General features: G+C 54.2%; 30 protein-coding genes and 1 tRNA gene. 17 read left to right on the plus strand and 14 right to left on the minus strand.

What is annotated here, in order from left to right; translation table 11 throughout:
- Positions 1-162: 162 nt before the first annotated feature.
- The 5 genes from MMC1_RS20080 to lexA (MMC1_RS10650) form a co-directional block, all read right to left on the minus strand.
- On the minus strand, positions 163-729 hold the full coding sequence (locus MMC1_RS20080; RefSeq protein ID WP_011713709.1) for a hypothetical protein: 567 nt from the start codon (positions 727-729) through the stop codon (positions 163-165).
- Positions 730-1,015: 286 nt separating this feature from the next.
- The gene (locus MMC1_RS10635) at positions 1,016-1,414 is read right to left on the minus strand and encodes a LexA family protein (RefSeq protein ID WP_011713710.1); all 399 of its coding nucleotides are present in this window, start codon (positions 1,412-1,414) and stop codon (positions 1,016-1,018) included.
- Positions 1,411-2,478, minus strand: coding sequence for a hypothetical protein (locus MMC1_RS10640; RefSeq protein WP_041641159.1), 1,068 nt, complete (start codon positions 2,476-2,478; stop codon positions 1,411-1,413). Before MMC1_RS10640 ends, MMC1_RS10635 begins: the two co-directional genes overlap by 4 nt.
- Positions 2,444-3,637, minus strand: a complete 1,194-nt coding sequence (locus MMC1_RS10645; RefSeq protein WP_011713712.1) for a hypothetical protein — start codon at positions 3,635-3,637, stop codon at positions 2,444-2,446. Before MMC1_RS10645 ends, MMC1_RS10640 begins: the two co-directional genes overlap by 35 nt.
- A 13-nt stretch (positions 3,638-3,650) precedes the next feature.
- Positions 3,651-4,346, minus strand: a complete 696-nt coding sequence (lexA, locus tag MMC1_RS10650) for a transcriptional repressor LexA (RefSeq protein WP_011713713.1) — start codon at positions 4,344-4,346, stop codon at positions 3,651-3,653.
- A gap of 185 nt (positions 4,347-4,531) precedes the next feature.
- Here lexA (MMC1_RS10650) and MMC1_RS10655 point away from each other — a divergent pair, with 185 nt between their 5' ends.
- Genes MMC1_RS10655 through MMC1_RS10675 form a run of 5 tightly spaced genes read left to right on the plus strand, consistent with a single transcriptional unit; the run spans position 4,532 to position 7,332 of the window.
- Entirely contained in the window at positions 4,532-4,927 is a 396-nt protein-coding gene (locus tag MMC1_RS10655) for a TSCPD domain-containing protein (RefSeq protein ID WP_011713714.1), read from the plus strand.
- 2 nt (positions 4,928-4,929) lie between these two features.
- Positions 4,930-5,130, plus strand: coding sequence for a hypothetical protein (locus MMC1_RS10660; RefSeq protein WP_041641161.1), 201 nt, complete (start codon positions 4,930-4,932; stop codon positions 5,128-5,130).
- The gene (locus MMC1_RS10665) at positions 5,127-5,582 is read left to right on the plus strand and encodes a DUF2924 domain-containing protein (protein ID WP_011713715.1); all 456 of its coding nucleotides are present in this window, start codon (positions 5,127-5,129) and stop codon (positions 5,580-5,582) included. Before MMC1_RS10660 ends, MMC1_RS10665 begins: the two co-directional genes overlap by 4 nt.
- Positions 5,579-6,922, plus strand: coding sequence for a recombinase family protein (locus MMC1_RS10670; RefSeq protein WP_011713716.1), 1,344 nt, complete (start codon positions 5,579-5,581; stop codon positions 6,920-6,922). Before MMC1_RS10665 ends, MMC1_RS10670 begins: the two co-directional genes overlap by 4 nt.
- A complete protein-coding gene (locus MMC1_RS10675) occupies positions 6,919-7,332 on the plus strand; it encodes a hypothetical protein (RefSeq protein ID WP_011713717.1) in 414 nt (137 codons plus the stop codon). The genes MMC1_RS10670 and MMC1_RS10675 overlap by 4 nt, the downstream gene beginning before the upstream one ends.
- A 24-nt stretch (positions 7,333-7,356) precedes the next feature.
- On the opposite strand, the gene MMC1_RS10680 is transcribed toward MMC1_RS10675, so the two are convergent.
- The 3 genes from MMC1_RS10680 to MMC1_RS21915 form a co-directional block, all read right to left on the minus strand.
- Entirely contained in the window at positions 7,357-8,037 is a 681-nt protein-coding gene (locus tag MMC1_RS10680) for a PIN domain-containing protein (RefSeq protein WP_143711407.1), read from the minus strand.
- Positions 8,038-8,679: 642 nt separating this feature from the next.
- A tRNA-Ala gene (locus MMC1_RS10685) sits at positions 8,680-8,755 on the minus strand.
- Between the two features lie 120 nt (positions 8,756-8,875).
- Positions 8,876-9,148, minus strand: coding sequence for a hypothetical protein (locus MMC1_RS21915; RefSeq protein ID WP_041641163.1), 273 nt, complete (start codon positions 9,146-9,148; stop codon positions 8,876-8,878).
- On the opposite strand from MMC1_RS21915, the gene MMC1_RS10695 reads away from it, so the two are divergent.
- The 4 genes from MMC1_RS10695 (at position 9,147) to MMC1_RS10710 (ending at position 13,908) form a co-directional block, all read left to right on the plus strand.
- A complete protein-coding gene (locus tag MMC1_RS10695) occupies positions 9,147-10,205 on the plus strand; it encodes a substrate-binding domain-containing protein (protein WP_011713720.1) in 1,059 nt (352 codons plus the stop codon). The genes MMC1_RS21915 and MMC1_RS10695 overlap by 2 nt on opposite strands.
- The gene (locus MMC1_RS10700) at positions 10,202-12,727 is read left to right on the plus strand and encodes a PAS domain-containing sensor histidine kinase (RefSeq protein WP_011713721.1); all 2,526 of its coding nucleotides are present in this window, start codon (positions 10,202-10,204) and stop codon (positions 12,725-12,727) included. The genes MMC1_RS10695 and MMC1_RS10700 overlap by 4 nt, the downstream gene beginning before the upstream one ends.
- Complete coding sequence (locus MMC1_RS10705; RefSeq protein ID WP_011713722.1) at positions 12,724-13,344, plus strand: response regulator; 621 nt, start codon at positions 12,724-12,726, stop codon at positions 13,342-13,344. The genes MMC1_RS10700 and MMC1_RS10705 overlap by 4 nt, the downstream gene beginning before the upstream one ends.
- Positions 13,345-13,593: 249 nt before the next feature.
- Positions 13,594-13,908 carry an STAS domain-containing protein gene (locus MMC1_RS10710; protein ID WP_011713723.1) on the plus strand — a complete coding sequence of 105 codons (315 nt, stop codon included), beginning with the start codon at positions 13,594-13,596 and terminating at the stop codon, positions 13,906-13,908.
- Between the two features lie 7 nt (positions 13,909-13,915).
- On the opposite strand, the gene MMC1_RS10715 is transcribed toward MMC1_RS10710, so the two are convergent.
- Complete coding sequence (locus MMC1_RS10715; protein WP_011713724.1) at positions 13,916-15,103, minus strand: hypothetical protein; 1,188 nt, start codon at positions 15,101-15,103, stop codon at positions 13,916-13,918.
- A 416-nt stretch (positions 15,104-15,519) separates the two neighbouring features.
- On the opposite strand from MMC1_RS10715, the gene MMC1_RS10720 reads away from it, so the two are divergent.
- Positions 15,520-15,741, plus strand: a complete 222-nt coding sequence (locus MMC1_RS10720) for a hypothetical protein (protein WP_041641164.1) — start codon at positions 15,520-15,522, stop codon at positions 15,739-15,741.
- Between the two features lie 187 nt (positions 15,742-15,928).
- Here MMC1_RS10720 and MMC1_RS10725 read toward each other — a convergent pair whose 3' ends face one another.
- Entirely contained in the window at positions 15,929-16,741 is an 813-nt protein-coding gene (locus MMC1_RS10725; RefSeq protein ID WP_011713725.1) for an undecaprenyl-diphosphate phosphatase, read from the minus strand.
- Between the two features lie 89 nt (positions 16,742-16,830).
- On the opposite strand from MMC1_RS10725, the gene MMC1_RS10730 reads away from it, so the two are divergent.
- Positions 16,831-17,049, plus strand: coding sequence for a heavy-metal-associated domain-containing protein (locus MMC1_RS10730; protein WP_011713726.1), 219 nt, complete (start codon positions 16,831-16,833; stop codon positions 17,047-17,049).
- A 101-nt stretch (positions 17,050-17,150) separates the two neighbouring features.
- Here MMC1_RS10730 and truA read toward each other — a convergent pair whose 3' ends face one another.
- Both truA and MMC1_RS22080 read right to left on the minus strand, forming a co-directional pair.
- The gene (gene truA, locus MMC1_RS10735; RefSeq protein WP_227665324.1) at positions 17,151-17,936 is read right to left on the minus strand and encodes a tRNA pseudouridine(38-40) synthase TruA; all 786 of its coding nucleotides are present in this window, start codon (positions 17,934-17,936) and stop codon (positions 17,151-17,153) included.
- Positions 17,937-18,027: 91 nt separating this feature from the next.
- Positions 18,028-18,525, minus strand: a complete 498-nt coding sequence (locus MMC1_RS22080) for an RnfH family protein (protein ID WP_011713728.1) — start codon at positions 18,523-18,525, stop codon at positions 18,028-18,030.
- Between the two features lie 274 nt (positions 18,526-18,799).
- On the opposite strand from MMC1_RS22080, the gene MMC1_RS10750 reads away from it, so the two are divergent.
- Entirely contained in the window at positions 18,800-19,573 is a 774-nt protein-coding gene (locus MMC1_RS10750) for a ParA family protein (protein ID WP_011713729.1), read from the plus strand.
- Between the two features lie 165 nt (positions 19,574-19,738).
- Positions 19,739-20,110: a hypothetical protein gene (locus tag MMC1_RS10755; protein WP_011713730.1), complete on the plus strand. Its 372-nt coding sequence runs from the start codon at positions 19,739-19,741 to the stop codon at positions 20,108-20,110.
- 149 nt (positions 20,111-20,259) lie between these two features.
- Here the strand turns inward: MMC1_RS10755 and cysM are convergent, their stop codons facing one another.
- Positions 20,260-21,150, minus strand: coding sequence for a cysteine synthase CysM (gene cysM / locus MMC1_RS10760; RefSeq protein WP_011713731.1), 891 nt, complete (start codon positions 21,148-21,150; stop codon positions 20,260-20,262).
- A gap of 102 nt (positions 21,151-21,252) precedes the next feature.
- Between cysM and MMC1_RS10765 the strand changes: the two genes are divergently transcribed.
- The 4 genes from MMC1_RS10765 (at position 21,253) to MMC1_RS10785 (ending at position 25,053) form a co-directional block, all read left to right on the plus strand.
- The gene (locus MMC1_RS10765; protein ID WP_011713732.1) at positions 21,253-21,894 is read left to right on the plus strand and encodes an ABC transporter ATP-binding protein; all 642 of its coding nucleotides are present in this window, start codon (positions 21,253-21,255) and stop codon (positions 21,892-21,894) included.
- Positions 21,891-22,694 carry an ABC transporter permease gene (locus MMC1_RS10770; protein WP_011713733.1) on the plus strand — a complete coding sequence of 268 codons (804 nt, stop codon included), beginning with the start codon at positions 21,891-21,893 and terminating at the stop codon, positions 22,692-22,694. Before MMC1_RS10765 ends, MMC1_RS10770 begins: the two co-directional genes overlap by 4 nt.
- 375 nt (positions 22,695-23,069) lie before the next feature.
- Positions 23,070-23,786: a transcriptional repressor LexA gene (gene lexA, locus MMC1_RS21235; protein WP_011713734.1), complete on the plus strand. Its 717-nt coding sequence runs from the start codon at positions 23,070-23,072 to the stop codon at positions 23,784-23,786.
- Entirely contained in the window at positions 23,776-25,053 is a 1,278-nt protein-coding gene (locus MMC1_RS10785; RefSeq protein ID WP_227665198.1) for a Y-family DNA polymerase, read from the plus strand. Before lexA (MMC1_RS21235) ends, MMC1_RS10785 begins: the two co-directional genes overlap by 11 nt.
- 99 nt (positions 25,054-25,152) lie before the next feature.
- Here the strand turns inward: MMC1_RS10785 and MMC1_RS10790 are convergent, their stop codons facing one another.
- Positions 25,153-26,667 (minus strand): 4Fe-4S binding protein, encoded by a 1,515-nt coding sequence (locus tag MMC1_RS10790; RefSeq protein WP_011713736.1) that lies wholly within the window; start codon positions 26,665-26,667, stop codon positions 25,153-25,155.

Here is a 26,667-nt window from a genome sequence, read left to right on the forward strand (position 1 = left end):
GTTCTCTCCAAGGAGCGGTGCCGGGGTTGACGCCGCACATGGAGGAAAAGCGGTGATGGTATTTCCCGGATGGGTCTTCTATTCCCATCAGGCCCCGGCACCGTTGCGCGCTCCCATACTGGTTACTTACCGGGAACGTCTAAAAAACGTCGCACTTTCTTTTCAACTCAGAGCCTGGAAGCGGCTGGCAATCTGATCTCTTGCCTTGTACACCGTGGCTCTGGAGCTCTTTTGCCGATGTGCAATCTCGGAAACAGAGGAGTGGGAAAACTGAATGGCCATCTGTCGTAGGGAGGGGGGAAGGCGTTTGACCTGCCGTTCCAGATCGATTTGGAGTTCAACACGCTCATGCCAGGGCATGCTGTCGTTTGGCCAGAGGGTCTGGTCGGAAGAGAGGGTATCTCCCAGTTCAGTGGCGTGACCCTCACCGTCATATACTGGGGTGTGAATGGAGATCATCTGCATGGCATCGCCTCGTTTGGATGCCCGGGCGTGTTCCACCATGGTGGCAGCTCGTTTATCCACGATCTCGGCAATGAAGGTATTCAACCCGGCCCGATGTGGGTTATAGTGGTGGAGCTTTTTTTGAAAATTCAGCATCAACTCCTGCTCGTAATCTTCCCGATCTGCATGGGGGCAGAGCTGACTCTGTTCCAGTTTCATTGCGCGATAACGGATGCTTGAAACTGCGTAGGTGGGGATACCTTCATACCGATTGAGTGATTCCATGATGTCGCCTCGTCGTTTGGGTGAAGGGCGTCGTTCGCCCTGGCACCCGCTACTGGCGACATGTCACGGAAGCGTTGTGACATGAGATCAATGTCACAGCGTGAAACGGTAATTCCGCTTTTATTTCATACCCATGGCTCATTCAATAAAATCATTAAAAAGGCAAAAAAATGTAGGGCCACTCCGTGACATGTCACGGGACATCTCTGCTGTCACGGAGCGCAGGCATAAAAAAACCGGGCACATGGCCCGGTGAGGTCAAACAGAATTTTGGTTGGGTAAAAGATCAACCGACACCAAATTGGTGGATGGCACTACGCACCACCCCCCAGACGGTCATCTCCTGCTCTTCACTGATCTCCATCGGTTGAAAATCTTTGTTCTCCGGCATAAGCCAAACACGCCCGCCGTCCTTTTTGAGCCGTTTAACCGTCAGTTCGCCACTTACCACAGCGATCACGATGGATCCATTGATCGGCTCCAATGATCGATCCACCACCAGGATGTCACCGGAGTGAATCCCAGCTCCAATCATGGAGTCGCCAGTAACCCGTACAAAGAATGTGGCAGCAGGCCGCTTGATCAACAGTTCATTGAGATCCAAGTGGCCTTCAAGGTAGTCATCTGCCGGGGATGGAAAACCTGCCGGGACCAATGATGTGAAGAAGGGAATGGGGAGCGTCATGATCGATACTCAATCTGGAACCGGCACCGATAGGCGGCATCCTCTTTATCCCAATACACAGGATGCCCATCGAGGCCAAAATAGGCGCACAGCTTTTCATTCAGCCGCTGGACCCGCTTTCGGTTTTTAGGATCATCTTTTCTACTTCCCACTTCAATTCTTCCGTAACTTTCTGCAAAGTCAGATAGCAGTCTCCATTGGACATTGGGCTCTGTACTGGTTCGGTTAGCCATACCCATTTGGGTGAAGTTGATGGTGCGTTGCTCTTCTTTGGTGTGGGTTCGACACATAGCCGTGAGACGTGAACCATCCAGGAAATGGAGTTGGAAGCTTCCCCATTGAGCATCACTGGGAGTGGGGAATCGCTCAGGTCCAGAATCTTCATCATGCTCTGCTGGTGTAAACTGATCCACGAATGCAGACACACCAGGACCAATGGCCAGCTGCCCCTCTACGTTTTCAACCAGCAGATCCATCAGAGTGAGAGACGTTGCCTCCAACGCCTGAAGCATCCCGCCAACCGCTGTAGAGATAAAACGCCTGGTAGGGACCAACAGGATAAAAGGGGCTTTTTCAATCTGGCCAAGTCGAGTCACCATCTCCAGCCTTTTATGGGGGCGGTGATCCAGGATCAGGTAGATGGCATGTCGCTGCCAAGCCACAGGGGCTAACGTTCCTACATAGTAGGTTTCAAATAGACCCTCAATAGGTGAAAACCTGGGCTCTATACCAAGTGCGAGGGCTGAAAGTTGGACCAATTTTCTGCGATCTAATTCATGGATCACCAAATCCGATGTTTCCAGTGGGATGTCCTCACACTGGGAGCCCCCTTCATGGCGACACGCCGCTACGTAGTGACCATTGCTCAGCTCCACAACTTGGCGTGGGCATCCAGAATCCCCTGCGTAGGGGCATGGCCATGTTTCACTCAGTCGGTCGGTAGGGCGTAACATGGATTGGAGGTGGGGGAAATCATCCCCCAACCAACCTCTCCACTGCGTTTCTGTGCCCGACTTGGTAGGGCTGGTCTCAAGCAGGGACCAGAGCTTTCGCAAGCTGCGCATGATATCCCTCCTCCTCTGCTCTACGCATAAACCCTCGGCGATGCATCCACTCCTCGAGAATGGTGCTGTCACTATCCCGAGTAAAACTGGCTTTGTGCGTATTACTGATGGTCAATGCCCGAGGCTTCCTGCTGTTTTCAAACATCACCTCAAATTTGGCCGTCAGTAGATGCGAACCTTCCGGAAATTCATAGCCCTTACGGGCAAAGGATTCGAAAAGATCCTTACCTCTCTTTTCTTCAACATCTTCCATTTCACCAGGTTCCTGGAAGGTGACATGGCAAAGCTTCACCCAATCCAAGCCATCCATGTCACTACAGGTCAAAACAGATCGATCCCCTTCAAGCAGAGGGGTTAGCGAATATTTCTCACTGACGCAGAAATGGTCTGGGTTATCAAAAAGGTGTTGTCCTAACAGCTCCGCATATTTCGCCCGTTCCTGGGGCGTTTCAGCCCGAACACTCAACTCGTTATGGATTGGATCATAGACAAGCAGGTCGTGACATCCAGGACGGTAGAATACACTGGTGGATTCACCTCTTTTGACAGCACTGTCGCGCTTGTACACCTTCCCATGGCGCACCACAAAATCAACCCGGTTGCCACGATCAAACATCATGACACGACAACCCCGTCCACGCTTTTTCGTATCAAACCAGTCATCCAGATCCCTCTCTAAGGCACGAAGAACACCCTCTGAAGGGATGGCAAATGGCCCTTGCCACTTTTCAGAGCCGCAGTAGGCGTAGAATGAACGAGCACGGTTGACGAATCCTACAGCATGCTGCTCTTCAATCAGTTCTCGGTCTTCCAGAAACACCTGAACAGCCACATCCGCCGGAGTCGCCTTTGGTGAGATCTCAATGGGCAGCCTCTTCTTTTGGATGGCCAGAAGTAGACGATCCATATTGCTCGTTGTTGCCATCTCATCAATCAAATGGAGAGAATCCATCAACTCCATAGGAGCATCTTCTCCCAGACTCATCAGTGCACGCGCCAATGATTCATAGTCCAACGCACGGTCGCCACATCGGAGCATGCCAGCACCCAACCCATCCAGGAAATCCCGGTAGGGTGAGAGAAACTGACGTAACCTTCCAGGCTCGATGGCCCGGAGGATCTCCGGTTGTGCGAAGCGACGTGGGTTGAACGTAGCCATGGCATTCTCCTTCTTATTCATTATTGTTGGCGGCCCCGTGGCCGCGTACTGCCAGCACCTTGCCCAAAATTCGGATATCACCACCCGGGGGCACGACTATGGGCTGGTAGGACCGGTTCTCCGGTCGAAGCTCAATGGTCTCTTCTGATATGTACAAGCGTTTAACTGTGGCCTCTCCGTCCAGGATGGCCACCACAATATCTCCGTTCTCCGCAAGGGCCTGATGGCGCACTACCACATAATCCCCCTCGAAGATCTCGGCATCGATCATACTGTCCCCTTTAACCTTAAGAGCAAAGCAGGGCCCCCTGGCTGTACGGGAGTCCATCAGAAGCTCCCCAATATGGTTTTCCACTGCCAGAATGGGGATGCCTGCTGCCACCTCACCGATGATAGGTACCGGGACCAGCCTGGCCACATCCGGCTTTTTCTCAACAGGCTCTTCTTCAGGAGACTGTTCCACAATTTCAATGGAACGCGCCTTACGGGGTGTGCGCCGTATAAACCCCTTCTTTACCAGTTTCTGCACCTGTTCATGGGCACTGGGCGTTTTCATGCCCAACGCCTCGGCGATCTCTTTCACTGTCGGGGGTAACCCATCCCGATCAATGGCATTCCGGATCACCTGCATGATGCGCTCTTGAGACGGCGTCATCCCTTCTGTGGGTCTCCGTCCTGGTTTCATTTTGTGCTCTTTTCTGTCGGTCATATCGCTCTCCCTGTGCCTCTGGATTATGTTTCCAGATGACGCTCTCTTGTGACCTTATTTTAATAAGGTGTAAGTTCGGCGTCAATCACAATCTCCTTAATAAAAAAGTGCGACACTTCTCTCCCGTTCTCGGTAAGTAACCAATATGGATCTGAAAAACTGACGAGCCTTGAATGGAGGAATATATGAGCACTTCAGAGGATAGCAATGGCAACAGGAATGGCCTTCCACCTCGACCCGAGCAGTTGGATGGCACAACCTACAAGATCACTACGCCAATCTCAGAGCATGCCTTATACCTGACCATAAACAATATTGAATGCGATGGGCATATACGGCCTTATGAAATATTCATCAACTCCAAAAACATGAAGCACTTTGCCTGGGTGGTGGCACTGACCCGTGTTGTATCTGCGGTGCTACGCCGGGAGGAGGATCCCTCATTTCTCGTGGAGGAGTTACGGGCCATCTTTGATCCCCAGGGGGGATATTTCAAACCCGGCGGGAAACGTATGAACAGCGTGGTGGCTGAGATTGGTGACTGCCTTGAAGATCACATCTTACGTATCAACGGAGCGTGATCATGAACGGCGTCAACCCAAATCTAATGTCAGCGGATGAGCGCCTGTCAGAAATCGCAGAAATTTTGACAGCAGGCTTCATCCGCTATCACCAAAAGCGGGGCGAAAAATCTCTGCAAAGAGAGCGTAATAGCCTGGATAAGCAGGCCAAACAGAGCGTTCATGTGTCTGAGAAAGTTCTACAAAAAGGAGACGATACATGACCGAAAACGAGAGCGTCTTGAGACAGGTAACAACTCTGCCAGAGATGACCATGTCCGACCTCAAAGCGATGTGGAGAGATCTGTTTGATCAAGAGCCCCCACACCATGGCAAACATTACCTGGTGCGCAAGCTAGCCTACCGAATCCAGGAGTTGGCCTTTGGCGGCATTAACAAGGCCACGGAAAAGCGTCTGGATGCACTGGCGGGCGGGAAAAAGCCCCAAAACAAGGTGAGTCCCCAGCCCAAACGCCAGGGTAATGGCCTGAGCCCTGGCACCAAGTTGGTAAGGGAGTGGAAGGGCAATGAGTACGTTGTTACCGTCTTGGAGGATGGGTTTGAACTCCTCGGTCAGAAATATCGTAGCCTCTCCGGCGTGGCCAAGGGCATCACCGGAACCCACTGGTCGGGCAATGCCTTTTTTGGGCTCAAAAAAAGTGAGAAAAAGAAATGAGTACGACCCCAAAAATCAGATGCGCCATCTACACCAGGAAGTCCACTGATGAAGGGTTGGAACAGGATTTCAACAGCTTGGACGCGCAACGAGAATCCTGCGCTAATTTTATCGCTTCTCAGAAGCAGGAGGGGTGGGTGCTGGTCCCAGACCACTATGACGACCCCGCCTATTCGGGGGGAAATCTGGATCGGCCCGCGCTGCAGCGACTACTTCAGGATATCGAAGCGGGCAAGGTTGATAGCATCGTTTGCTACAAAATTGATCGGCTTTCACGCTCCTTAATGGATTTTGCCAAGCTGGTGGAGATTTTCGACCGTCACCAGGTCACCTTCACCAGTGTCACCCAATCCTTCAACACCGCCAACTCCATGGGACGACTGACCCTCAATATGCTGCTCTCCTTCGCTCAGTATGAGCGGGAGGTCACGGCAGAACGGATCCGGGATAAATACGCCGCCTCCCGCAAACGGGGCATCTGGATGGGTGGCCACCCACCGTTGGGTTATGACGTAGAGGACCGAAAGCTGGTCATCAATGCTGAAGAGGCCCAGCAGGTTCGCCAAATTTTTAAACGATTCATCCAGATGGGGTCCGCCACCCTGTTGATCAAAGAACTGGGAGAAAAAGGAATCACCTCAAAAATCCGCCAGCTTGCTGATGGCCGAACCAAAGGAGGGAAGTCCATTGATAAAGGCACCCTCTACAAAATCCTCAACAACCGGGTCTACCTGGGAGAGGTAGCTTTCCGGGGAGAGGTCTACCCCGGTGAGCATGCGCCCATCATTGCCCAGGATCAATGGGACAAGGTACAGAGCATTCTGAAGAAGAACAGACGCTCTCGCAGCAACAACACCCGCAACCAGAGCCCGGCACCGCTGAAAGGAATCATCCGCTGCGGCCACTGCAACCGTGCCATGCGGCCCACCCACACCCGCAAGAACGGCATCCAGTACCGTTACTACCTCTGCATGACCGCTTCCAAGAACAGCCATGCCGATTGCCCTTTGGCTTCTGTCTCAGCACCCCAAGTAGATGAGGCCGTATTCAAACGGGTACGCCAGATCATCACAACACCCGAGATGGTCTCCCATGTGTGGCGTCAGACATCAGAAGAGCTTCCGGAAGTGCGGCAACAAGAGATCAGCACAGCCCTTAAGAAGATCGATCCGATCTGGGATGAGCTCTTCCCCATTGAACAGAACCGTCTGCTCAACCTGCTGGTGGAAAACGTCATTCTTACCACCACCTCCATGGAGGTAAGGGTCCGCGTTGAAGGAATTACCAGCTTGGTGGCAGAACTCACCCCAACACCCCAAACAGAGGAGGCCATCCAATGAAGGGCAGACTGAGCCAGGATCGCAAAACCATCATATTCAAGGTGCCAATGCGCTTTCACCGTCAGGGAGGCAAACGTATGGTAATCCTGCCGGAGCATGAGCAGGCCCGCCAGGATATGGCCAATCCCTCTGATGATCCCATGGTCAACGCTCTGTCGAAAGCGCGCAAGTGGCAACAGATGCTGGACAAGAGCGAAACCATGACCATTGCCCAGCTTGCCGAACGGGAAGGCGTGGAACGCTCCATGATGGCACGGATCCTAAGGCTCACCATCCTTGCCCCAGACATCATTGAGGCGATCCTGGATGGGCGTGTGCCGGAAACGTTCAGCCTGGAGAGCCTGCGTGAGAGCATCCCTCTGCTTTGGTCAGAGCAGCGGCAGAAGTGGGGGTTTGAAATAAGACATTAATAAGGAAGCTCTTACGTAATCCCGTCAGAAGTGAATGACCTCTTCTTCCTCTCCAAAATTATCCAGCAAGTAGACCACTTTCCCTTTACTGTTGATCTCAAGGTAGCCGTCATCCTGAAGTCGCTTCAAAATGGTTTCAGGCGAAACCCCATCCTTTGGTGAGAACACTGCTTTGATGCTGTTGAGCAAAGTTGATCGCTTTGCTGGCCTTGGTTTGCCAGGGAGAAGACGCATCTCTACGTACTGTTTTACAGCTCCGCCCAACTCTACATCAGTGGAGTCTGAGCCGGTCCCTGCTTTCGTATAAGCTTTCTGTTTTCTCTGTTGACCATTCAGGCGCTTCGCGTGACGGCCCGAGCGAGTGAGCAGGTCCACGACATGGTCTAGATCCGTATCGTCAGAAAGGATGGTAAACGCCGTTTCCTCAGGCAACTCTGTGACCAACCGACCAGCCCAAAAAGCCAATCCAAAATCAGCAGCATTCTTTCCACCACGATCCATACCGATTAGTTCAAGCTTTCCATCGTGAATAGCTGTAGCTAAAGATGTCACCAGCCCCAGCGGAACTTTGGGCTCAATACCGCCATAGCAGACGATGATCCTGGTATAGTCATCAACTACCTGAGAAACCTTCCCCATTTCCTTTGGACAGTTGTCCAGGTCAATGAGGAGCACCATGGGACGCTTTGATGTCTGCTGATCCATGAAAAAAGTCCACACGCTTTTGAAAAAACAGGGGCGTGCTCTTTCCGATTCAGAGTATTCCGATCTTTCATCTAAAGCGGGAAAGCACGTTACAACTATCAGTCATTTCAAAGTTTTTTGCAATCCGAGTTTCGTGCCAAATTGTGGCTATATACATAGAGGGGGCGTCCACCATAGGGCAATAGCCACCATATGACACGACTTCGAAATAAAAAGTTATATTACCGTGATGATGTGAGGTCGGGCACTGACCCCGACCTCACAGCGCATTTTCTGAAAGCTTCAGAACTCTTTGTTTTGGGATGACTTTTCAGAGGTCGGCTTTTTTCTTGCCCATTCTTGGCTGTACGAAGGAAACCGCAAACCGCCAAAAATGGGCTTTTTTTGTAAGAGACTGTTTCAGATAGAGAAATTGAGAGAGGTCGGGGTGCGAGGTCGGGGTGGCCGCCGACCTCACGTTTTTGAGAGAAATGGCGTTTTGAGAGAGATTCGGCAGAAATTGAGAGGGGCCGACCTCGGGTCAGAGAGGGAGGCGCCCGGCGGGGTATATCCGTAACCCTTGGAATCATTGCCGAAATTCGCGCACAAAAAAACCGGCTTAAGAGCCGGTTTTTCGTCAGAGAATCTTCCCTGAAAGTATCTTGGTGGAGCCGATCGGGATCGAACCGACGACCTCGTCATTGCGAACGACGCGCTCTCCCAGTTGAGCTACGGCCCCCCACCTGTGGGCCCTATGTTACGTATCTGCCATACGTTTGCAATGGAAAAAAATCAACACCCCCAAAAAGGGCAAAAATCCTCGCCCATCTCCCCCCCCCTTAACCACGCCGCCGCCGCTTTATCCCGCTGGCCTCCCCCCCCACCCCTTTGCTAAAATAGGCTCATCTGTCCACATGGCGTAACCTGCCTTGCAGGCACGGTCACGCCCAAACAGGTTAACCGCGTCCATGCCAATAACGGCTCCCAGGGGCAACACCCCAACCGCCACTTGGCAACCATGTTCGACGCCAACTTGGCCAGCAAACCACCGCAACACCCGCAAAACCAAGCGGGTGAATGGCCAAACCATGCTCAACCCTTTTTGACACCCCCACATGGGAAACCACAACATGCCCTACCCCCTAAGCCAGATCCCGATCTTAACCCTTATCCTCTCGGCGCTGCTCTGGACAAACCCCAGCCTAGCCGATACCCCAGCCCCCAGCAACGCTCCCTTTTGCCAAGCCGACCCTTACCAATCAGATGCCCATGGCATTGTGGGACCCTCCTTCTCCGACCCCGATTTTCGGGTCGCAAAATCCCCAGAGTGGCAACAACAACCCATCCACTACGGCGAATGGGCCAAAGGGGCCGATCTGGCCATAACCCTCGATCAACACCTCTATGCCGCACTCACCCCCATGGTGGCCCAGTTCGCCAAACAACATGGCATCGAAATCGCTATGAAAGAGGGAACGTGCGGGGTATCCCAAGGATTACTCAACCGTAAACGGGTCGATATGGCCGGTTTTTGCTGCCCACCCGCCAATACGGATCGACTGCCCGGGCTTATCTTTCACACCCTCTCTATCTCAGCCTTGGCCGTGATCGTCTCCCCCTCCAACCCCCTCGCCAACCTCTCCCAACAACAGGTGCGTGATATTTTTCAAGGTCATTTATCCCACTGGGATCAGGTCGAAGGCTTCCAACCCGGAACCTTGCAAAACCTCGCCATCTGGCCCGTTGGACGCTTACACTGCACCATTCGCCCCGGCCATTGGCGCCGCATTCTTGCCCACGAAAACCTCTTCTCCCCCCGCTTGGACGAAGCCGGTACCATACCCGAGATGATTCGTAAAGTCGGTAGCTACCCCAACGCCATCGGCTACGAAGTGTTGTGGGATATTAAGCAGTTTAGTGGAACAAAATATCCTGTGAAAATCCTTAATATCGACACCCTGCAACCCGATGACGATCAGGCCTTGCTGGAGGGACGCTACCCCTTTTATCGCACCCATAGCATCGCCATCTGGCAAAAGCAGCCCAACCCCCACGCCGTGGCACTGCTGGAGTACCTGAAATCGCAACTCAACAAAATACCCAGCCTCTATCACCTTATCCCGGCGGCACGGCTGCGCCAATACGGCTGGCAATTTCGTGGTGATGAGCTCATCGGAGCCCCCCAATGAACCGCCCCAACGCTCTACAACTGCTGCGCTTTTGGCAACAACAGGTACCCCTATCGCTTAAAGTCTTGGTGCTATTGGGCATGGTCGGGGTTATCTCGTGGAATGTGCTGGATCATATGCAAAACCGCTGGGCCAACAAACTTTTTACCCAGCAGTTAGAAGATACCCTGGAGCGTCGCTTTAGCCGCAGCCTAACCCAATTAAAAAGCTATCTGCGGCAACAAAAAAAATCTACCCAACTGTTTGTGCAACACGCCCAGTTGGTCAACTATTTACGCATTCACCACGACTGGGGATGGGGCGATGGGGAGAGCCTGAAAATTCATCAAACCCTGCCCCCTTGGCTACCCTCCGCCCCCATGATTCGCGATTTCACCCGCAGTGCCAGCTTTTTATTGCTGGACGAAAATTACCATATGCAGGAGCTGTTTTTAAACGGTCGCACCGATCTTGCTAAACAGCATCTCTCCCCCGCCCTGCTGGATTATCTACGCGAGGGAGGCCCTTCAAGCATTACCCAATCCAACGGGGTCCCCCTATTTGTGGTGGCCGAACCCGTACAAGATGCCATCGGCGAAACCTTAGGTGTGCTGGCACTTATTTTACCCCTGGATGACCGTTTTCTCATCGACTTTACCCGTCAATTTGACCTGGAAGGCATTCAGGTTTTTGTGGATGAGCTTAACAAACAGGTGATCGCCAGCAGCGACCCCCACCATGTGCCAGCTGGATCGACCATGCAACAATTGGCCAAATCCTATCTGTTTGTTGGTCAAGATTTTTTTAATTATGCCTTCTCTTCAGAGATCACTTTTCACGTGGCAGCGTTAATCCCTCGTTCCGCAGTCGATAATCTACGCCAGCAAATTCTTAATACCGGTCGCACCGAAAAGGTTGTCTCGACCCTGGTGTTTATCGCTACCTTTTTATGGATCCTCTTCTGGTTATCTGGAAAATTAAAACGGCTCTCCCAGCAGATCAATCTCTTTTACGAACAAAATCTTGGGGTGCATCTGGAGGTCCCTCAGCGGGGCGACCAACTGTTTGCCCTGCACCATCTGCTCAGCCGTTTTTCCCAAGAAATCACCCGCTCGCGAGAGGGCTTGACCCAGGAACTCACCGAGCGCAAACGCACCGAAAAGCTGCTACGCGAGAGTGAATTTCGCTACCGTAACCTATTAGAAAATATCACCGATTGGGTGTGGGAGTTGGATGAATACGGCACCTTTAGCTACAGCAGCCCCCGCATTGCCTATCTGTTGGGCTATCAACCGGAAGAGATTATCGGTAAAACACCGCATCTGTTGGTTGACCCAACGGAGCGTCAACAGGTGGAGAGGCTGTTCCGTGAAATTGCGGCTCAGCAGAGCCCGCTGGAAATTTTTACCAGCACCATGCTCCACACCAAAACGGGGCGACAAGTGATTTTAGAGACCAACGGCGTGCCCTTTTACGATCATCAGGGGCGGTTTAAGGGGTACCAGGGCATCTCTCGGGATGTCACCTTACGGCATAACTATGAAGCCTCGTTAAAACAGTCTAACCAGCGTTTGCAAAGAGTTTTGGATGGCCTCGATGCCTTGGTCAGAGTAACCTCGCTGGATCAGCAGGAGAATTTTTTTATCAATGCCATGGCCCAACAGCACCTGCACATCCTACCCTGCACCCAGCAGACACTGCATATGGATGACACCCTGCGCCAGAGCCTCTGTGATGAAAACGCCTTGATCCATCCCGACGGAGAACCGACACGGCGCATCTCTGGAGAATATTTTCATCCCACCGAAAAGAGTTGGTATGCGGTGCGTGTGCTGGCCATTCGCTGGGTGGATCATCGCTTGGCCCGTTTGGAGATTATCACCGATATTACAGAAAAAAAGGCGTTGCAAGAGTCCCTGCGCCACCTAAAAAATAAACTTGAAATTGAAGAGCGTAAACGGCTGGGCAACCTGCTGCATGAGAGCATTTGCCAATCGTTACAAGCGATTAAGCTTGGCTTAGAGATGAAAAGTCTGGTGGCCGAGCAAGCCAGTATTTCCCTAAAAGATGAGGTCGGGGAGTTACAGGATTGCATTGGTCAACTGCGGGATATTACCACCGTGCTGCGCCCCTCCTTTTTAGAGCGTATGAACTTAGAGGAAGCAACCCGTTGGTGGTGTCACCGCCTAAGCCGTAACTGGGAGGGCACCCTAGATCTACACACATCCGGTAATTTTAATGAACTGGACGCAGAGATCACCTACAATCTATTCCGTATTCTCCAGGAAGGCTTAACCAACGCCCTCAAGCATGCTCAAGCCAAGGTTTTACAGATTGAGCTCAGTCATGTAGAAGGCGAAGGTTTTACCTTGGTGGTTGCCGATGATGGTGTGGGTATGGACCTAGCCCAAACCCGGCGCACAGCCAAGGGGTTGGGGCTCTCTATTATTTATGAACAGGCCGAGCGACTGGGTGGTACGGCTCATTTTACCACAGCCCCCCAGCAAGGGCTCATTATCGCAGTGAGGGTGCCAGAAGCATGATTCGCATTATTATGGCCGACGATCATACCATTTTTCGCCAAGGCTTGGCCCACCTACTTAGTGCCCATCAAGAATTAGAAATTGTGGGTGAGGCTGGTCGCGGTGATGACGCCTTACAGCTCATCCGTGATCTCAATCCCGATGTGGCTTTGTTAGATATCTCCATGCCCGGCTTAAATGGCCTGGATGTGGTCAAAAGGGTGGTGGAGGAAAAACGCCCTACCCGCCTCTTGCTGCTTACCATGCATGATGACCCTACCTTAGCAATTAAAGCAGAACAGGCTGGCGCATTGGGTTATGTGGTTAAGGATAATGCCTTCTCCGAACTGTTGGACGCCATTCTAGCGGTGGCAGCCGGTAAGCGGTTTGTCAGTGAAGTGGTCGCCGAAAAGGTCAACGAGCTCGAACGGCTGGATGACCTGCCCGTGCAACTCTCCCCCCGTGAAAAAGAGGTGGTCAGGCTTGTTGCCGATGGTCAAACCAATAAAGAGATCGCCCGTAGCCTGGGCATAAGCCCCAAAACCGTCGATACCCACCGCACCCGGTTGATGCGTAAACTCAACCTGCATACCACCGCCGATGTGGTGCGTTATGCCATGCGTATGGGTCTGGTTTAATCCACCCTACCCACAGCCGCGACACGCTGCCCGTGGCACCGCCATGCTGTGTGGGCATGCTAGGCTCTTGGTCATGCAGGGAGGTAAGATGAAGCGGGCCGTCATCACAACCCATGCGTCGAATGGGGAAAAGCCGCACTATTCTCTTGAAAGCCATTGTTAAGACATCTATCGTGTAATCTTGGATCGTTTTTTACCCATCCATTTTTTTTGCAACCATTTACTTCTACTTAATTGGGAATCATTTGCATGGAGATCCAGCAAAGCATAGATGCCGAACGGGTCGTACTGGTTCTGAGGGGGGATCTCAACCATTGCGCCCACCAAACCTTTATGAGGGTAATCCACAGCCTCAGCCCTGACACCCGCTGTACCATCCACTTAGATATGGTAGCGTCCATTGATAGCGCGGGTCTTGGTATGTTGCTGGTACTCTTTGAACAGTTGGGTAGCAAACCCAAAACGGTGCTCCTCTGCAACCCCTGCCGGCAGGTGGCGGGTGCCCTAAGAAACAGTAATTTCTATGCCCTGTTTGAGATCCGGGATGACTGCCCCATGCGTTAAAACAGCCTTACAGGTTTTTTTCCGTTACCATTCTAAGGTTATCCAATTTTAAGGCCGAAGCAACATGCTGTAGCGCTTTGTGGGCCGCCTGCGCTGCCATTGGCCCCAAATACAGACGCATCAGCTGTCCCTTGTAATAGTCCCGCTCGACAAAGTGGTCGGGGCTAATGGCCAGCAAATTACTCACCTGCAATTTCATGCTGGTCATGGCCTGCACGTCGCTAAAACTCCCCAAATAGATCAGTCGCATGGCTTGATCGCCCTGCACGCGTTGGGTACGAATAATGGTAATAGGCTGTAGCTTGAGCGTGCTCTTTTCAACCTTGGCAACGGCTGCCGTTGGCTGTGCGGTTAGGCTCTGGGAGGCCACACTAACAACCGGCTGAGCCGAGCCAAGCCACGCAGGCAAATAATAGGTCTGCATGGGAATCTGCTTAGCATCGCCTACCCTCTCTTCACGGCTATTGCTTGGCGCAGTAAGCGCCGCAACCTGCTTAGCATCGCCTACCCTCTCTTCACGGCTATTGCTTGGCGCGGTGGCTTGGTCAAGATCGTCGGTCTCGGCCTCTGTTGGCATGTGCCCTGGCTCTGCGTGCTGTGGGAGGGCGGGCATGGTTATACCCGTGGGAATGCTTGGTTGCTCCGGGGCCACCAGCGTAGGCTCTGTTGCGGCGTTGTCACGGACAAACAGCGCCATATCCATCTGGTTATGCTGCAACCATGCTTGGTTGGCATCCTTCTCCACGGGTACCGCCATATTGAGCGCGCCACAATAAATGGCAAAACGCTGCTTCATCTCCTGCATCTCTTGCTGGGCATTTTGGTAGGCTTGATGGGTGCTATTTAGATACTGCTCCGATAAAACACGGGCCTCTTCCAACACCTTAAAGAGCGCGGCAGACGGCACCCCTTGAAGCTGCAAGGCGTTAACTTGCCCGTCAATTCCCTTTAAATGTTGCTGAGCTTGTTGGCGTTGCTGTTGGAGTTCGGCGACACGTTTTTCATGATTCCCCAAAACTTGACGCCCCTCCTTACACTCCAACTGCTGCTGGATTTGAGCGGGGAAAAAGGAGGCTAAGGCTTGGTTCACGGGATTTTCAAGCGCACCCGCAGGGGCGCTCCAACCCACCAGCAGCGTCAAGAGAGCCCACCGTAGCCAGATCCAACTCTGCTGTTTATCCCTACCCCGTTCCATGGGGACCTCCCGCTTAACGACTCAATGTGTGTCCTACATGGCTGCCCGCAGGCTTGTTTAAAGCGCTTTTTGCCCTCAGCAGAGCCTTTCTTTATATTCTTGATTCTACGCAGCCTATATTTTTATGCACGCACTGCGCCAAAAGAATTTTTTACACATCATATCATTTAGTTATGATTTTTTAATACCGACTATCCAGCACCTAACCAAGGGTCGGGCAAGAGGGGCAATCATGCATCCATAAAGGCTAGCTGTGGAAAGGCCTGGCAGCGCATGACGGGGGAGGCTCTACCAAGTGAAACATTGGTAAACAGGGGGATTGAGCCTATGGAAGGGGCATGGAACTTGCTGCTCTAATCTCCAAGGCTAGCTGGCCTTACTTGTAACACGATGCGCACCCCTAAAGGAGAAGTGCCATGGCAGGCATAGAATCCATTACCCTGACCCAAGAAGAACTTTCGCTCCTGAACCAGGCCAAACATCATCTCAACCGGGTTCTCAACTTACTCAACACCATGGATGGTGCCGCTGTTTCGGCCCATACCGTCGGCGGTCTTGCTGTCCACATTCAAGAGACCGTTGCGCAAATGGACCGCGTGCTGGATCGACCCAGCCTTAGCGCATCCATGCCCCAATAGGCTACACCCCCACCCAGGCAGCGACTTCCCCCGCCTGGGTGGGGGATTGCAACCCTCAACCGTTTTGGTTACACCCACTCAGCCAACGCTTCTTGCACCGCAATCCTCTTGATAAAGCGACCCTTATTTTCTCCCCACCGAGGGGGCGCTCAGGCCATTCCATCCGCCGTTTCGCGGGTATAAAGGGCTAGCCCAGTGTGGCGAAAATCACCACACCCAAAACCACCCGGTAGACCACAAAGGGGGTCATGGTCTGGCGCTTTAACCACGCCAGCAAGCCGTGAATGACCATATAAGCCGAGAGGCCAGAAACACAAAATCCCACCCCTAAAAAATAGAGCTCGTCCCCCTGCATGGGGTGTGCGAAAAGATCTTTAAGATCCAGCAGGGCCGCCAAAATCCCCACGGGGATCGCCATTAAAAACGAAAACCGTGCCGCAGCCTCGCGGGTAAGCCCCAGCATCAGACCCGCCGTCATGGTTACACCAGAGCGTGAAGTACCTGGGATCAGAGCAAAAGCCTGGGCAATACCGATGATGCCAACCTGCCGCCAGCTTAAAGCACTGCCATCATTGTTGCATCGACCTTGACGATCGGCCCACCACAGCAGCAAGCCAAACAGGATGGAGGTGGTGGCAATAATCATGGGATCCCGCGCCACGGTGGCCACCCAATCCTTACAGGCCAACCCCACCAGCCCGACGGGTATGGTCGCCAGTGCCAATTGGAGCACCAAGTGGCTTTCTGCATTGGCTTGACGCCACGCCCTAGGCGCACATAGCAACCTCCAGCCCCCGCGCAACATCTGCCCCACCTCACGCCGAAAATAGAGCATGACGGCGGCCAATGAACCACTGTTGGCCGCAATATCAAAGACCAAACCCTGATCTTGCCAACCCAACAGATAGGGGGTCAAAATAAGATGGCCCGAAGAGCTGATGGGTAGGAATTCGGTTATTCCCTGAATCAGCGCCAAAATGGCCGCATTAAAAAGATCCATATTCCCTTCCTTATGCTAGAGCCTGTTGACCCCTGCCCATGGTGGGCTTAACATGGCAAATCGTTCAAAATATGCAAGGAGCTGAAACCATGGCACAATTAACACTAGCCGTCGCGGGCATGACCTGCCAACACTGTGTAAAAGCCGTCACCCAGGTCGCCATGGGGGTGGATGGTGTTGTTGACTGCGACATTGATCTACAAGCGGCCACCGTCACCCTGACCTTAGCCGCTGATGCGGACACCGCCAACGTGGGTGAACGCGCCGCCAGCGCCATCCGTGCCGAAGGTTACCCCGTCGAAGCGTAAGCTTGGTTTATCAGGCATGCACAAGGACCAGCAGCGGCGCACCAGCGGTTGCCTGCTGGCCCTTGTACATGCCACGTCCACCCACCACTTTGTAAAGTGGGCTAAATCTTAGGGGTTATGGGAGGGCACGGCTCACCTTGGTCGCCGGGGTAGCAGATATGGGTTAAATAGAGCCCCCATGCCGGCGCCGTAGGCCCCGCCTGTACCCGATCCCTAGCCGCCAACAGCTCTGCCACCCGTGCCACGGGCCAATCCCCTTTCCCCACCAATACCAAGGTCCCAACTAAATTACGCACCATGTGTTGCAAAAAGGCATTGGCACCAATGCTTACCTGCCACTCATCACCCCTCTGCTGCCACTGGATCAAGCGCATAAATTTGACCGGGCTTTTCGATTGGCAACCCGCCGCCCGAAAGCTGCTAAAATCGTGGGTGCCCAACAGCAGGGCACTGGCCTCTGCCAAACGCTCTGCATCCAACAAATAGGGATAGTGCCACACCCGACTGCGTTCCAAAGCTGGGGGAATTTTACGGGTGTTAATACGGTAAAGATATTGCCGATAATAGGCATCGTAGCGGGCATGAAAGCTCTCTGCCACCGGTTGGCAAGCCAATACCGCGATGCTGTGGGGGGTGCGCACATTGAGAATACGTAGATAGGTCGCTGCATCCCGATGGGCCGGGGCGTCAAAATGGGCCACCTGACCGGTGGCGTGCACCCCAGCGTCGGTACGCCCAGAGCCATGTACCCGAATGGGTTCGTTATGCAAAGGGGCCAGCGCCTGCTCTAGCGCCTGCTGGACCGAAGGCGCGTTTTGCTGCGATTGCCAACCGCTAAAGGCGCTGCCATCAAACTCCACCGTTATACGAAACCGCTGCAATCCCACTTGCTTCAACCGCTTCCCCCCACTCATCTATAAAAAACGGCCCTTCCAATCCGGAAGAGCCGTCTTATACGCTACCCCATAAGCCGGGTGATCATGCATGCTCAGCCTTGTTAGCCGCATCTTTGGCTTTTTTGGCCGCGGCGGCTTTGGCCTTGATGGCGGCAATTTTGGCGGCTTTATCGTCGGCTGAGGCTGCCTCCGGTTGAGCATCCTCGCCCTTGGCGGCTTTGGCCGCTGCGGCCTTGGCTTTAATGGCCGCTATCTTTGCCGCTTTATCTGCATCTCCTGCGGCAGCCTCGGCCCCTTGAGCAGGTTTTTCTGCCACGCTCTTGGCTGCGGGACGCTCTTTTTTCTTGGGCTTACCTTTGGCTGGCCGGTAGATCTCGACCCGATCACCCTCTTCTAATACTTGATCATTCTCCACCAACTTGGCGTAGATACCCAGCTTTTGCTCGGCCAGATTAATATCTGGAAACTTACTCAAAATACCCGAGCGCTCTACCGCCTGCTGAGCGGTGGTTCCCTCGGGAACCTCAAACTCTAGCAGCAATTGACGATTAGGTTGGGCATAGGTCACCGCAACACGCATGGTCGACTCCTCACAAATTGCATTACCATCATGCTGTCACACAACCCACATTAAGGTGTTATACTCATGTACCACCATGAAATGATGGTACTGTGCCAGCTATGGTATGCTGTTCGATGGGTGGGATCACCCTGCCAAACACCTACAACAAACCGGATGCATCATAACCACTCTGTCAGACCCTTTCAACGGTTCTCTCATTGACTGTGCGCAAAGAGATAGCGAAAATGGGTCTCTTACATGCCACGGGCACCTAGGAAGGTCGAAGATTAAAATGACAGTTTATGCGGTCTACAATATCAAAGGCGGTGTAGGAAAGACCACCAGCACGGTTAATCTTTCTTACCTCTCCGCGCGCCAAAATGATCCCACCCTCATTTGGGATCTCGACCCCCAGGCGGGCACCAGCTTTTATCTTGGCGTTAAGCCCAAGGTTAAAGGGGGTGGCCGTGGGTTGCTAGAGAACCGTCACGACCTGGATGTACTGCTGCGCATGACCGGTTATCCCAACCTTGACCTACTGCCTGCGGATCTTTCCTACCGCCATTTTGATACCCTACTGAGCGAACAGCGTAAGCCGCTAGAGGGGATCAAGCGTGTACTCAAGCCCCTGCGCAAAGAGTATGAAAATATTTTTTTAGACTGCCCGCCCGGCCTGACCTTGCTTTCTGAAAGCATCTTTGAGGTGGCCGATGTGCTACTGGTACCGCTCATTCCCACCACCCTATCCCTGCGAGCCTACAATCGGTTGGTGCGTTTTCTGAGCAAGCAAGAGCACAAAAAAATGTTGCTACTGCCCTTCTTTAACCTCGTCAACCTAAACAAGCCCATCCATAAGGTGGTTAGCCAGACTGTGCCCAGCAAACATGCCATCTTTTGCCGTCATTTTATTGAAGAGTCCAACTTGATCGAAGCCATGGGGGTTAAACGCGCCCCCGTCACCAGCTTTGCCAAGGGCACCCCCGACGCCACCCGCTATGAAGAGCTGTGGAACGAGGTGCAAAACCGTTATAAAAATCATACTAAGTGGCTTGGGAAAAACAGTTAGACTAACTTGACACACAGCGTTTGCAAGGTTTTTACAAACACATCACACAGACATAGTGACATTAGTTTTTAAACTTGCACCCTCTGAGCGCATTGACGCATTTCGCCTAGCTGCGTATACTGGAAAAAATGGCCGATAATTAACCATATCACCGCTGGAGCTGCCATGCCCTGTAATGGAGCGGGTACCTGTTGCATCGTGCAAAGTTTTCAGAGAATCATTAATCCCGAAGTTCTGAAGGGCAAGGCCCGTGCGCCCATTTTTATCGCCAAGGAGGGTTACACTCCCTGCCCCAACCTGGAGATCGAGGAGCACGATCACTATATCAGCCGGCGCTGTTTAGCGGAAAATCACCCAAATTTTCATGAGACAGACTGCTACCACCTCATGTCGGTACTGGCTACCACCCGGGAAGATGGTCGCTGCTCAATGTCCCTGCACAACCATTTTAGTGCCAAAAAAGAGGTGCTGCAAATGCTGGAGATGATGAATAACAAGCCAAACGCTCCGCTGATTATCATCAAATCGGTTCCATGAAAAGAGATTCACCCAGGGTCCAAGCCCGCTATCTTGTTTAACGGGCGGGCCATGCCCGCCCCCAACGACCCACGCCCCCCAGCCTAGCCCGGTTTACCCTCCCCATCATGGGGCAATAAAAAGTGGGAGAGCCTTCTCCTTTACCCATTTCAGAGAAACAGATCGGTCGAAAGGTAGCGATCCCCCCGATCTGGAATAATCACCACCACCGTGCCGGGCTGGCTTAACCCCTGGCAAACCTTGAGCGCCGCCGCCACCGCCCCACCCGCTGAGAGGCCGCAAAAAAGCCCTTCATCCCGCGCCAAACGGCGGGTCATCTCTCGCGCTTCGGCGGTGTTGACGTCCAAAATGGTATCCACCCGGGATGGCTCAAAGATTTTTGGCATATAGGCTTGTGGCCAGCGACGAATGCCCGCAATTTGCGACCCCTCATCTGGCTGCACACCGATAATCTGAATTTGCGGGTTACGCTCTTTTAAGGCCCGCGAAACCCCCATGATGGTCCCTGTGGTCCCCATGGCGCTCACAAAATGGGTAATCTGCCCCTGGGTATCGCGCCAGATTTCCGGACCCGTGGTGCGGTAGTGGGCACCCCAATTATCCGCATTGGAAAATTGGTCCAGCTTAATCCCCTCGCCATTGGCGACCTTGGCATTAACCAGATCAATGGCCCCCTCCATACCCTGCTCCGCCGTGACCAGCAGAAAATCCGCACCATAAGCCGCCATGGTGGCGCGGCGCTCCAGGGTCATCGTCTCGGGCATGACCAAGGTAAGCTGGTACCCGCGACGTGCCGCCATCATCGCCAAGGCGATGCCGGTATTGCCACTGGTGGCCTCAAAAATACGGGTCTCCCGGTTGAGCACACCCCGCTGCTCCGCCCCCATGAACATGCCATAGGCGGCACGATCCTTGACCGACCCCCCCGGATTATTACCCTCCACCTTAGCCAACAGCTTAACCCCCTCGACACACCCCTTGACCACACGATCAAGATCTACCAAAGGTGTGTTGCCGATCAATGATTCCAAGGTGGCCATGGTGTAAGCTCTCCAGGTTGGCGTGGTAAATGTCCGTATAGCCCTTATTGTACGACCCCTATTGTACAGCTAAGTACAGAGCAAAGAAAAGAGCCTTTTCAAATGAACCACACACAAACATTGGAGATAGATCCCCAAGCGGGACTCTCCCTGAGCGGCTTTATCCTGCCTGACGGGCACGCCTTGGCGCTGCGTCTTGCGCCGGGCACATGCTGTGCCATTATGGGTCCTTCGGGCAGTGGCAAATCCTTGTTGCTCCGCGCCATTTGTGATCTGGACCCTCACACGGCCCAGGTGCAGTGGCAAGGAGCATGGCAGCAGCAGACCCCTGCCCCCCAATGGCGTAGCCGCGTGGCCTACCTACCCGCTGAGAGCGCTTGGTGGCATGATCGCGTGGGTGAGCACTTTACCGATTCTGACGCAGCCATCCCCCTGCTTCAGGCGCTGCACTTGGAACCGGCCTGTTTATCCTGGTCCATGCACCGTACCTCCAGCGGCGAACGGCAACGCATGGCCATTGCTCGTCTGCTGGCCCGCCAACCTCAACTGTTGCTGTTGGACGAACCCACCGCCAATCTGGATGCCACCCGTACCCAGTTGGTTGAGCAGCTATTCAACCGCTATCGAACCCACCACCAGACCACGCTGTTATGGATCACCCATGATCTGGCTCAGGCCAAACGGGTTGCCACCCAGATCATTGAACTGACCCCTGGCCACGGTTTTCGTGAGGTGCAACCATGAATGCTCTCCCCATCACCCCTTGGGAACTCAGCCTCGCGGCACTGCTGGTATTGGCCATGGCCGCAACCAGCATCGCCTTACAGCTAAACCTGGGCAAGCGCATTCTTATGGCCGCAACCCGCACCGTTATTCAGCTTACCCTGTTGGGATTGGTGCTCAAGACCTTGTTTGCCCAAACCCATTGGGGCTGGGTCGCGCTGATGGGGAGCGTCATGCTCTTGGCCGCCGGACGCGAGGCCACCCAGCGGCAATCCCGCCGTTTTAGCGGGTGGTGGAGCTTTGGTATTGGTCTCTCTGCCATGTTTGTCTCCTCCTTTGTCATCACGCTGCTGGTGTTGTGGACGGTTCTCACCCCCACCCCTTGGTATCATCCTCAATATGCCATTCCGCTGTTGGGCATGACCCTGGGCAATACTTTAAACGGCATTGCCCTGGGGTTGGAACGTCTCACCCAGGGCGCTTGGCAGCAGCGCATGATGATTGAAACCCGGTTAGCCTCTGGCGAGCCTTGGCCTCAAGCGCTTATCCAGATCAAACGCGAGGCGGTGCGCACCGGGACCATCCCCATGCTTAACGCCATGGCGGCGGCGGGCATTGTCAGTCTGCCCGGCATGATGACCGGTCAAATTTTAGCCGGTGCCGACCCTATCCAGGCGGTTAACTATCAAATTTTGATTATGTTCATGGTTAGCTCTGGAGCTGGTTTTGGTACCATGCTGGCGGTGCATTTGGGGGCCAGACGGCTATTTGATGAGCGTCACCGCCTGCGCCTAGATCGTCTGCGCCCGGGCAAGGCGTAGCGGGTAAACCTTCATGAAATTGAGGTTTTTTTTGAAACAGCCTTTTCTCGTCATATTTTTGGAGGGGGTTTTCCGTGAAAAAGTCTCATAACCGCGACAGTCCGATCATAAGCACGGGCTTGGCAGGCCTAAAGGGGCTTCCCTCCAAGGAGCGTTTTCTATTTCACCCTCACAAGAGCTAGCTAGCTTACTTTTTATTCTGCGCAGCCATCATGCCCACCCACCGCCACGCCTACCATCCGCTGCACGTTGCAGAAATGAAACCGTAAGCCCCCCTGCCCCACAAAATAGAGTGACCCCCATGTTTTGCTTGACCCCTACCGCGATACCTAATATTTATTAGGTATCGCTGCTCTGTATGGAGGGAGTCTCCCCATGTCTCGCCCCCCTTTAAGCCCTGCTCAATTACGCCTGTGGCAAACCCTGTGCGCCCACATAACCACCCATGGGCTGCCCCCCACCGTCGCCGAACTGTCGGCACAGCTGGGCATCAAACCCCCCAGCGTACACGCACAGTTGCAGGCTTTGGCACGCAAGGGTTGGCTGCGACACACCCCCCACAAAGCACGCAGTCTCACCCCTCTGGATGAGGCCGGCCAACCCCTCTTACACCCCAAGGAGAGCACACCCATGGAGAGCCGCCCAATCATGTCAGCCCCCCCCAGAGTGACCCAACGGTTTCGCCCGGCTGAGCAGGCCCGCTTTACCATTCCCCTGGCAGGGTCGCGGGTGGCGGCGGGATTTCCCTCACCTGCGGATGATTTTGTGGAGGCCCAATTAGACCTTAACCAACATTTGGTCAAACACCCCGCCGCGACCTTTTTTGTGCGGGTGGCGGGAGAGTCCATGATCGAAGCGGGCATTCACCCTGGGGATATTCTCGTGGTTGACCGCTCTCTACAGCCAGAGAGCGGCCAGATTGTCATTGCGGTGCTGGATGGCGAATTGACCGTTAAACGGTTGGAAAAACGGGCTGGCAAGCTGTTTCTTATGCCCGCCAACCGCAACTTCACCCCCATTGAAGTCGGCGCAGAGGCCGACCTGCTCATCTGGGGGGTCGTGACCAGCACAGTGCATCAATTTGGCCGCTGAAATGAGCTATGCGCTGGTGGATTGCAACAATTTTTATGCCTCCTGCGAGCGCCTTTTTCAACCGCACCTGGAGGGCAAGCCGGTCGTTGTGCTCTCCAATAACGATGGCTGCGCCATCGCCCGCTCCAACGAAGCCAAACAGCTGGGCATTGCCATGGGGGCCCCCCTGCATCAGATCCAGGCACTCATCAAGCAGCACCAAGTGGCGCTCTTCTCCTCCAACTATCCCCTCTATGGGGATCTCTCCGCCCGCGTCATGCGCACCCTGGAACAGTTGGCACCGCGCGTTGAAATCTACTCCATTGACGAAGCCTTTTTAGATCTCCAAGGCATGCCTGCGCCCCAACGCCAAATCCTCGGCAGAACGATCCATCAACAGGTTAAACGCTGGACGGGTATCCCTGTTTCGGTGGGCATTGGCCCCACCAAAACCCTGGCTAAAGTGGCCAACCGTTTCGCCAAAAAATCGCCCAAGACCGAGGGTGTACTGGACCTTAGCGACCCCCAATGGTGCCGCAAGGCGCTACACCAGCTCCCCGTTGGCGAGGTGTGGGGGGTGGGGCCGCGCTGGGCCAAACGGCTTAACCAAGCAGGTATTGATACCGCCCTACAGCTTAGCCGCATGCCCCCACCCTTGGCACGCCAACAGTTTAATGTGGTGCTGGAACGCACCGTGCGAGAGCTGCGTGGTGAATCGGTTATCCCCTTTGCGGCGCTGCCTGCCGCCCGTCAATCCATCGCCACCACCCGCACCTTTGGTCAAAAAATCCATACGCATGACGAAATTAAAGAGGCGATCTCCAGCTTTACCGTACGCGCCGCTGAAAAATTGCGGAAGCAGGGGTTGCTGGCCGCCGCCCTGCACCTGTTTATCACCACCAACCGTTTTAGCGAGCAGGACCTCCAGTATAAAAACAGCCTCACCTGGAGCTTCCAACAACCCCAGGATGACACCCTAACCCTGCTGACCGGGGCACACGCCGCGCTGGATGCCATCTACCGGCCCGGCTACCGCTACCAAAAGGCCGGGGTGATCCTGTTGGGGCTGGTTTCGGCCCAGCATTTTCAACCTTCCCTGTTTGCGCCCCCACCCAGGCTGCCCAACAGTCGCGCCCTGATGCGCACCCTCGACGGCCTTAACCAAAAGATGGGGCGCGGTACCGTGCGTTTTGGTGCCGAAGGCCCCCCCAAGCCCTCCTGGGGCATGCGCCAGTTGCAGAGATCTCCCGCCTACACCACCCGCTGGAGCGATCTACCCCAAGTTTAGGCTTGCCCACATCGACTTGCCGACATCGATAAAGGGCGCGGGGAAAAATGCCATCGAGCGGCCCTCCTCGCAAACAAAACACGGGGGCTTCAACCGCGTTCAGCCGCCCTTTTTTAGCAACATTTTATTGGTTTGCGAGCGGCTCTCCCCCACCGAGGTGACGCGGATGGCCCGCTGGTCATCCACCGGACACTGATTTTCACAAATGCCGCAACCGATGCATTGATCTGGCTCCACATAGGGCTGTTTAAGGGCGATCATGGTGCCATTGCGCTGTGGGATCTCCACCTTTTTGTACCAAATCGCTTTGGGCGAGGTTGGACAGACCTCCTCGCAGACGATACAAGGGGTCTGCATGGCCCAGGGCAGGCAGCGACCGTGATCAAAAAAAGCGGTACCCAGCTTGATTGGCTGTTCAAAGGGCTTAGCCCCCACCTTTTCTGCCACACTGATGGGACGAATGGCCGCAGTGGGGCAGACCTGCCCGCACAACACACAGTGGTGCTCGCAATAGCCGATCTGGTTATTGAGCAGCGGGGTCCAGATGCCCTCAAAGCCCCCCTCCAACAGCGCCGGTTGCAACACATTGGTGGGGCAGACCCGCATACAGGCCTCGCACTTAATGCAGCGTGCCAGAAAATCCACCTCATCCAACGCGCCCGGTGGGCGGATCAGCCCCGCCGAGGAGAGAGTGCGGGCCGAAGCGCTGCGCTGGATCATCGGCATCAGCATCACCGAGGCCAGCGCCGTTTCCATCACCCGGCGGCGGTTAATATCCAAGGATTGGTGGGCCGAGCTACGCTGCTGGGGCAGACCAAAGTGCAGCGCCCCTTCGGGGCAGGATTCTATACAGTTCATGCAGAGATGACACTCACTCACCCGCAGTTGCCCCTGGGGATCACACGCCCCCTGGCAATGCCACTGGCACTTATTACAGCCGGTGCAGCGATCCAGATCCCGATGAATGCGGTAGGGTGCGCGCAGCGCCAGCAGACCCAACAGCGCCCCCAGCGGGCAGAGCACCCGACACCAAAACCGGGGCAAAAAGCGGTTGGCCAAGAGAATGCCAATAAATAGGCCACCAATGAGCAGAGCCCCTTGAAACAGAGGGGTTTTAATATATGGCCCCGCCCCGCTTACATGGTGCCACGCCGGCAATACCGCCGTGGTGAACGAACGCACCATCAACGCCAAAGGGTCCAACCAGCCGATTTGCAACAGACCAAACAGGGTCGCCACCAGCAGCACCAGTAGAATAAAATATTTAAGCTGAAAAATGGGGCGATAGCGGTTGTCATGGCACGCCTGCACGCCGCGCCGAAAGGAGAAGAGCCACCCCATAAACTGATTTAAAATACCCAGCGGGCAGATCCAGGAGCAGAAAAATCGGCCATAAAAGAGCGTGCCCACCACAATCAGCAGCGCCAGCGCCAAGCCCCCATACAGGGTGCCGCTGGTGAGCACCGTGGCCAGGGCGGTGAGGGGGTCCAACGAGAGCAGTAGGTCGGTGGCATAGCCCTGCATATGCTTAAAGTCGCTAATCCACAGCAACAGCACAAACAGCCCGAAAAAAAAGCCCGCATATAGACGCCGTATGTTACGCAGACCCACCAT

This window comes from Magnetococcus marinus MC-1, from assembly GCF_000014865.1.
Classification (GTDB): Bacteria; Pseudomonadota; Magnetococcia; order Magnetococcales; family Magnetococcaceae; genus Magnetococcus; species Magnetococcus marinus.

Excerpts from the sequence above, each read along its gene's own strand:
- MMC1_RS10725 (WP_011713725.1), bottom strand. The coding sequence starts at position 16,741 with ATGGATCTTTTTAATGCGGCCATTTTGGCGCTGATTCAGGGAATAACC.
- MMC1_RS10640 (WP_041641159.1), bottom strand. The coding sequence starts at position 2,478 with ATGCGCAGCTTGCGAAAGCTCTGGTCCCTGCTTGAGACCAGCCCTACC.
- MMC1_RS10720 (WP_041641164.1), top strand. The coding sequence starts at position 15,520 with ATGGCAGGCATAGAATCCATTACCCTGACCCAAGAAGAACTTTCGCTC.
- MMC1_RS10675 (WP_011713717.1), top strand. The coding sequence starts at position 6,919 with ATGAAGGGCAGACTGAGCCAGGATCGCAAAACCATCATATTCAAGGTG.
- MMC1_RS10770 (WP_011713733.1), top strand. The coding sequence starts at position 21,891 with ATGAATGCTCTCCCCATCACCCCTTGGGAACTCAGCCTCGCGGCACTG.
- MMC1_RS20080 (WP_011713709.1), bottom strand. The coding sequence starts at position 729 with ATGGAATCACTCAATCGGTATGAAGGTATCCCCACCTACGCAGTTTCA.
- MMC1_RS10695 (WP_011713720.1), top strand. The coding sequence starts at position 9,147 with ATGCCCTACCCCCTAAGCCAGATCCCGATCTTAACCCTTATCCTCTCG.
- MMC1_RS21915 (WP_041641163.1), bottom strand. The coding sequence starts at position 9,148 with ATGTTGTGGTTTCCCATGTGGGGGTGTCAAAAAGGGTTGAGCATGGTT.
- lexA (WP_011713713.1), bottom strand. The coding sequence starts at position 4,346 with ATGACCGACAGAAAAGAGCACAAAATGAAACCAGGACGGAGACCCACA.
- MMC1_RS22080 (WP_011713728.1), bottom strand. The coding sequence starts at position 18,525 with ATGCGTGTTGCGGTGACCTATGCCCAACCTAATCGTCAATTGCTGCTA.
- MMC1_RS10790 (WP_011713736.1), bottom strand. The coding sequence starts at position 26,667 with ATGGTGGGTCTGCGTAACATACGGCGTCTATATGCGGGCTTTTTTTTC.
- MMC1_RS10635 (WP_011713710.1), bottom strand. The coding sequence starts at position 1,414 with ATGACGCTCCCCATTCCCTTCTTCACATCATTGGTCCCGGCAGGTTTT.
- MMC1_RS10660 (WP_041641161.1), top strand. The coding sequence starts at position 4,930 with ATGAACGGCGTCAACCCAAATCTAATGTCAGCGGATGAGCGCCTGTCA.
- MMC1_RS10705 (WP_011713722.1), top strand. The coding sequence starts at position 12,724 with ATGATTCGCATTATTATGGCCGACGATCATACCATTTTTCGCCAAGGC.
- MMC1_RS10655 (WP_011713714.1), top strand. The coding sequence starts at position 4,532 with ATGAGCACTTCAGAGGATAGCAATGGCAACAGGAATGGCCTTCCACCT.
- MMC1_RS10750 (WP_011713729.1), top strand. The coding sequence starts at position 18,800 with ATGACAGTTTATGCGGTCTACAATATCAAAGGCGGTGTAGGAAAGACC.
- MMC1_RS10670 (WP_011713716.1), top strand. The coding sequence starts at position 5,579 with ATGAGTACGACCCCAAAAATCAGATGCGCCATCTACACCAGGAAGTCC.
- MMC1_RS10755 (WP_011713730.1), top strand. The coding sequence starts at position 19,739 with ATGCCCTGTAATGGAGCGGGTACCTGTTGCATCGTGCAAAGTTTTCAG.
- MMC1_RS10730 (WP_011713726.1), top strand. The coding sequence starts at position 16,831 with ATGGCACAATTAACACTAGCCGTCGCGGGCATGACCTGCCAACACTGT.
- MMC1_RS10715 (WP_011713724.1), bottom strand. The coding sequence starts at position 15,103 with ATGGAACGGGGTAGGGATAAACAGCAGAGTTGGATCTGGCTACGGTGG.
- lexA (WP_011713734.1), top strand. The coding sequence starts at position 23,070 with ATGTCTCGCCCCCCTTTAAGCCCTGCTCAATTACGCCTGTGGCAAACC.
- MMC1_RS10680 (WP_143711407.1), bottom strand. The coding sequence starts at position 8,037 with ATGGATCAGCAGACATCAAAGCGTCCCATGGTGCTCCTCATTGACCTG.
- MMC1_RS10665 (WP_011713715.1), top strand. The coding sequence starts at position 5,127 with ATGACCGAAAACGAGAGCGTCTTGAGACAGGTAACAACTCTGCCAGAG.
- cysM (WP_011713731.1), bottom strand. The coding sequence starts at position 21,150 with ATGGCCACCTTGGAATCATTGATCGGCAACACACCTTTGGTAGATCTT.
- MMC1_RS10700 (WP_011713721.1), top strand. The coding sequence starts at position 10,202 with ATGAACCGCCCCAACGCTCTACAACTGCTGCGCTTTTGGCAACAACAG.
- MMC1_RS10765 (WP_011713732.1), top strand. The coding sequence starts at position 21,253 with ATGAACCACACACAAACATTGGAGATAGATCCCCAAGCGGGACTCTCC.
- MMC1_RS10645 (WP_011713712.1), bottom strand. The coding sequence starts at position 3,637 with ATGGCTACGTTCAACCCACGTCGCTTCGCACAACCGGAGATCCTCCGG.
- MMC1_RS10710 (WP_011713723.1), top strand. The coding sequence starts at position 13,594 with ATGGAGATCCAGCAAAGCATAGATGCCGAACGGGTCGTACTGGTTCTG.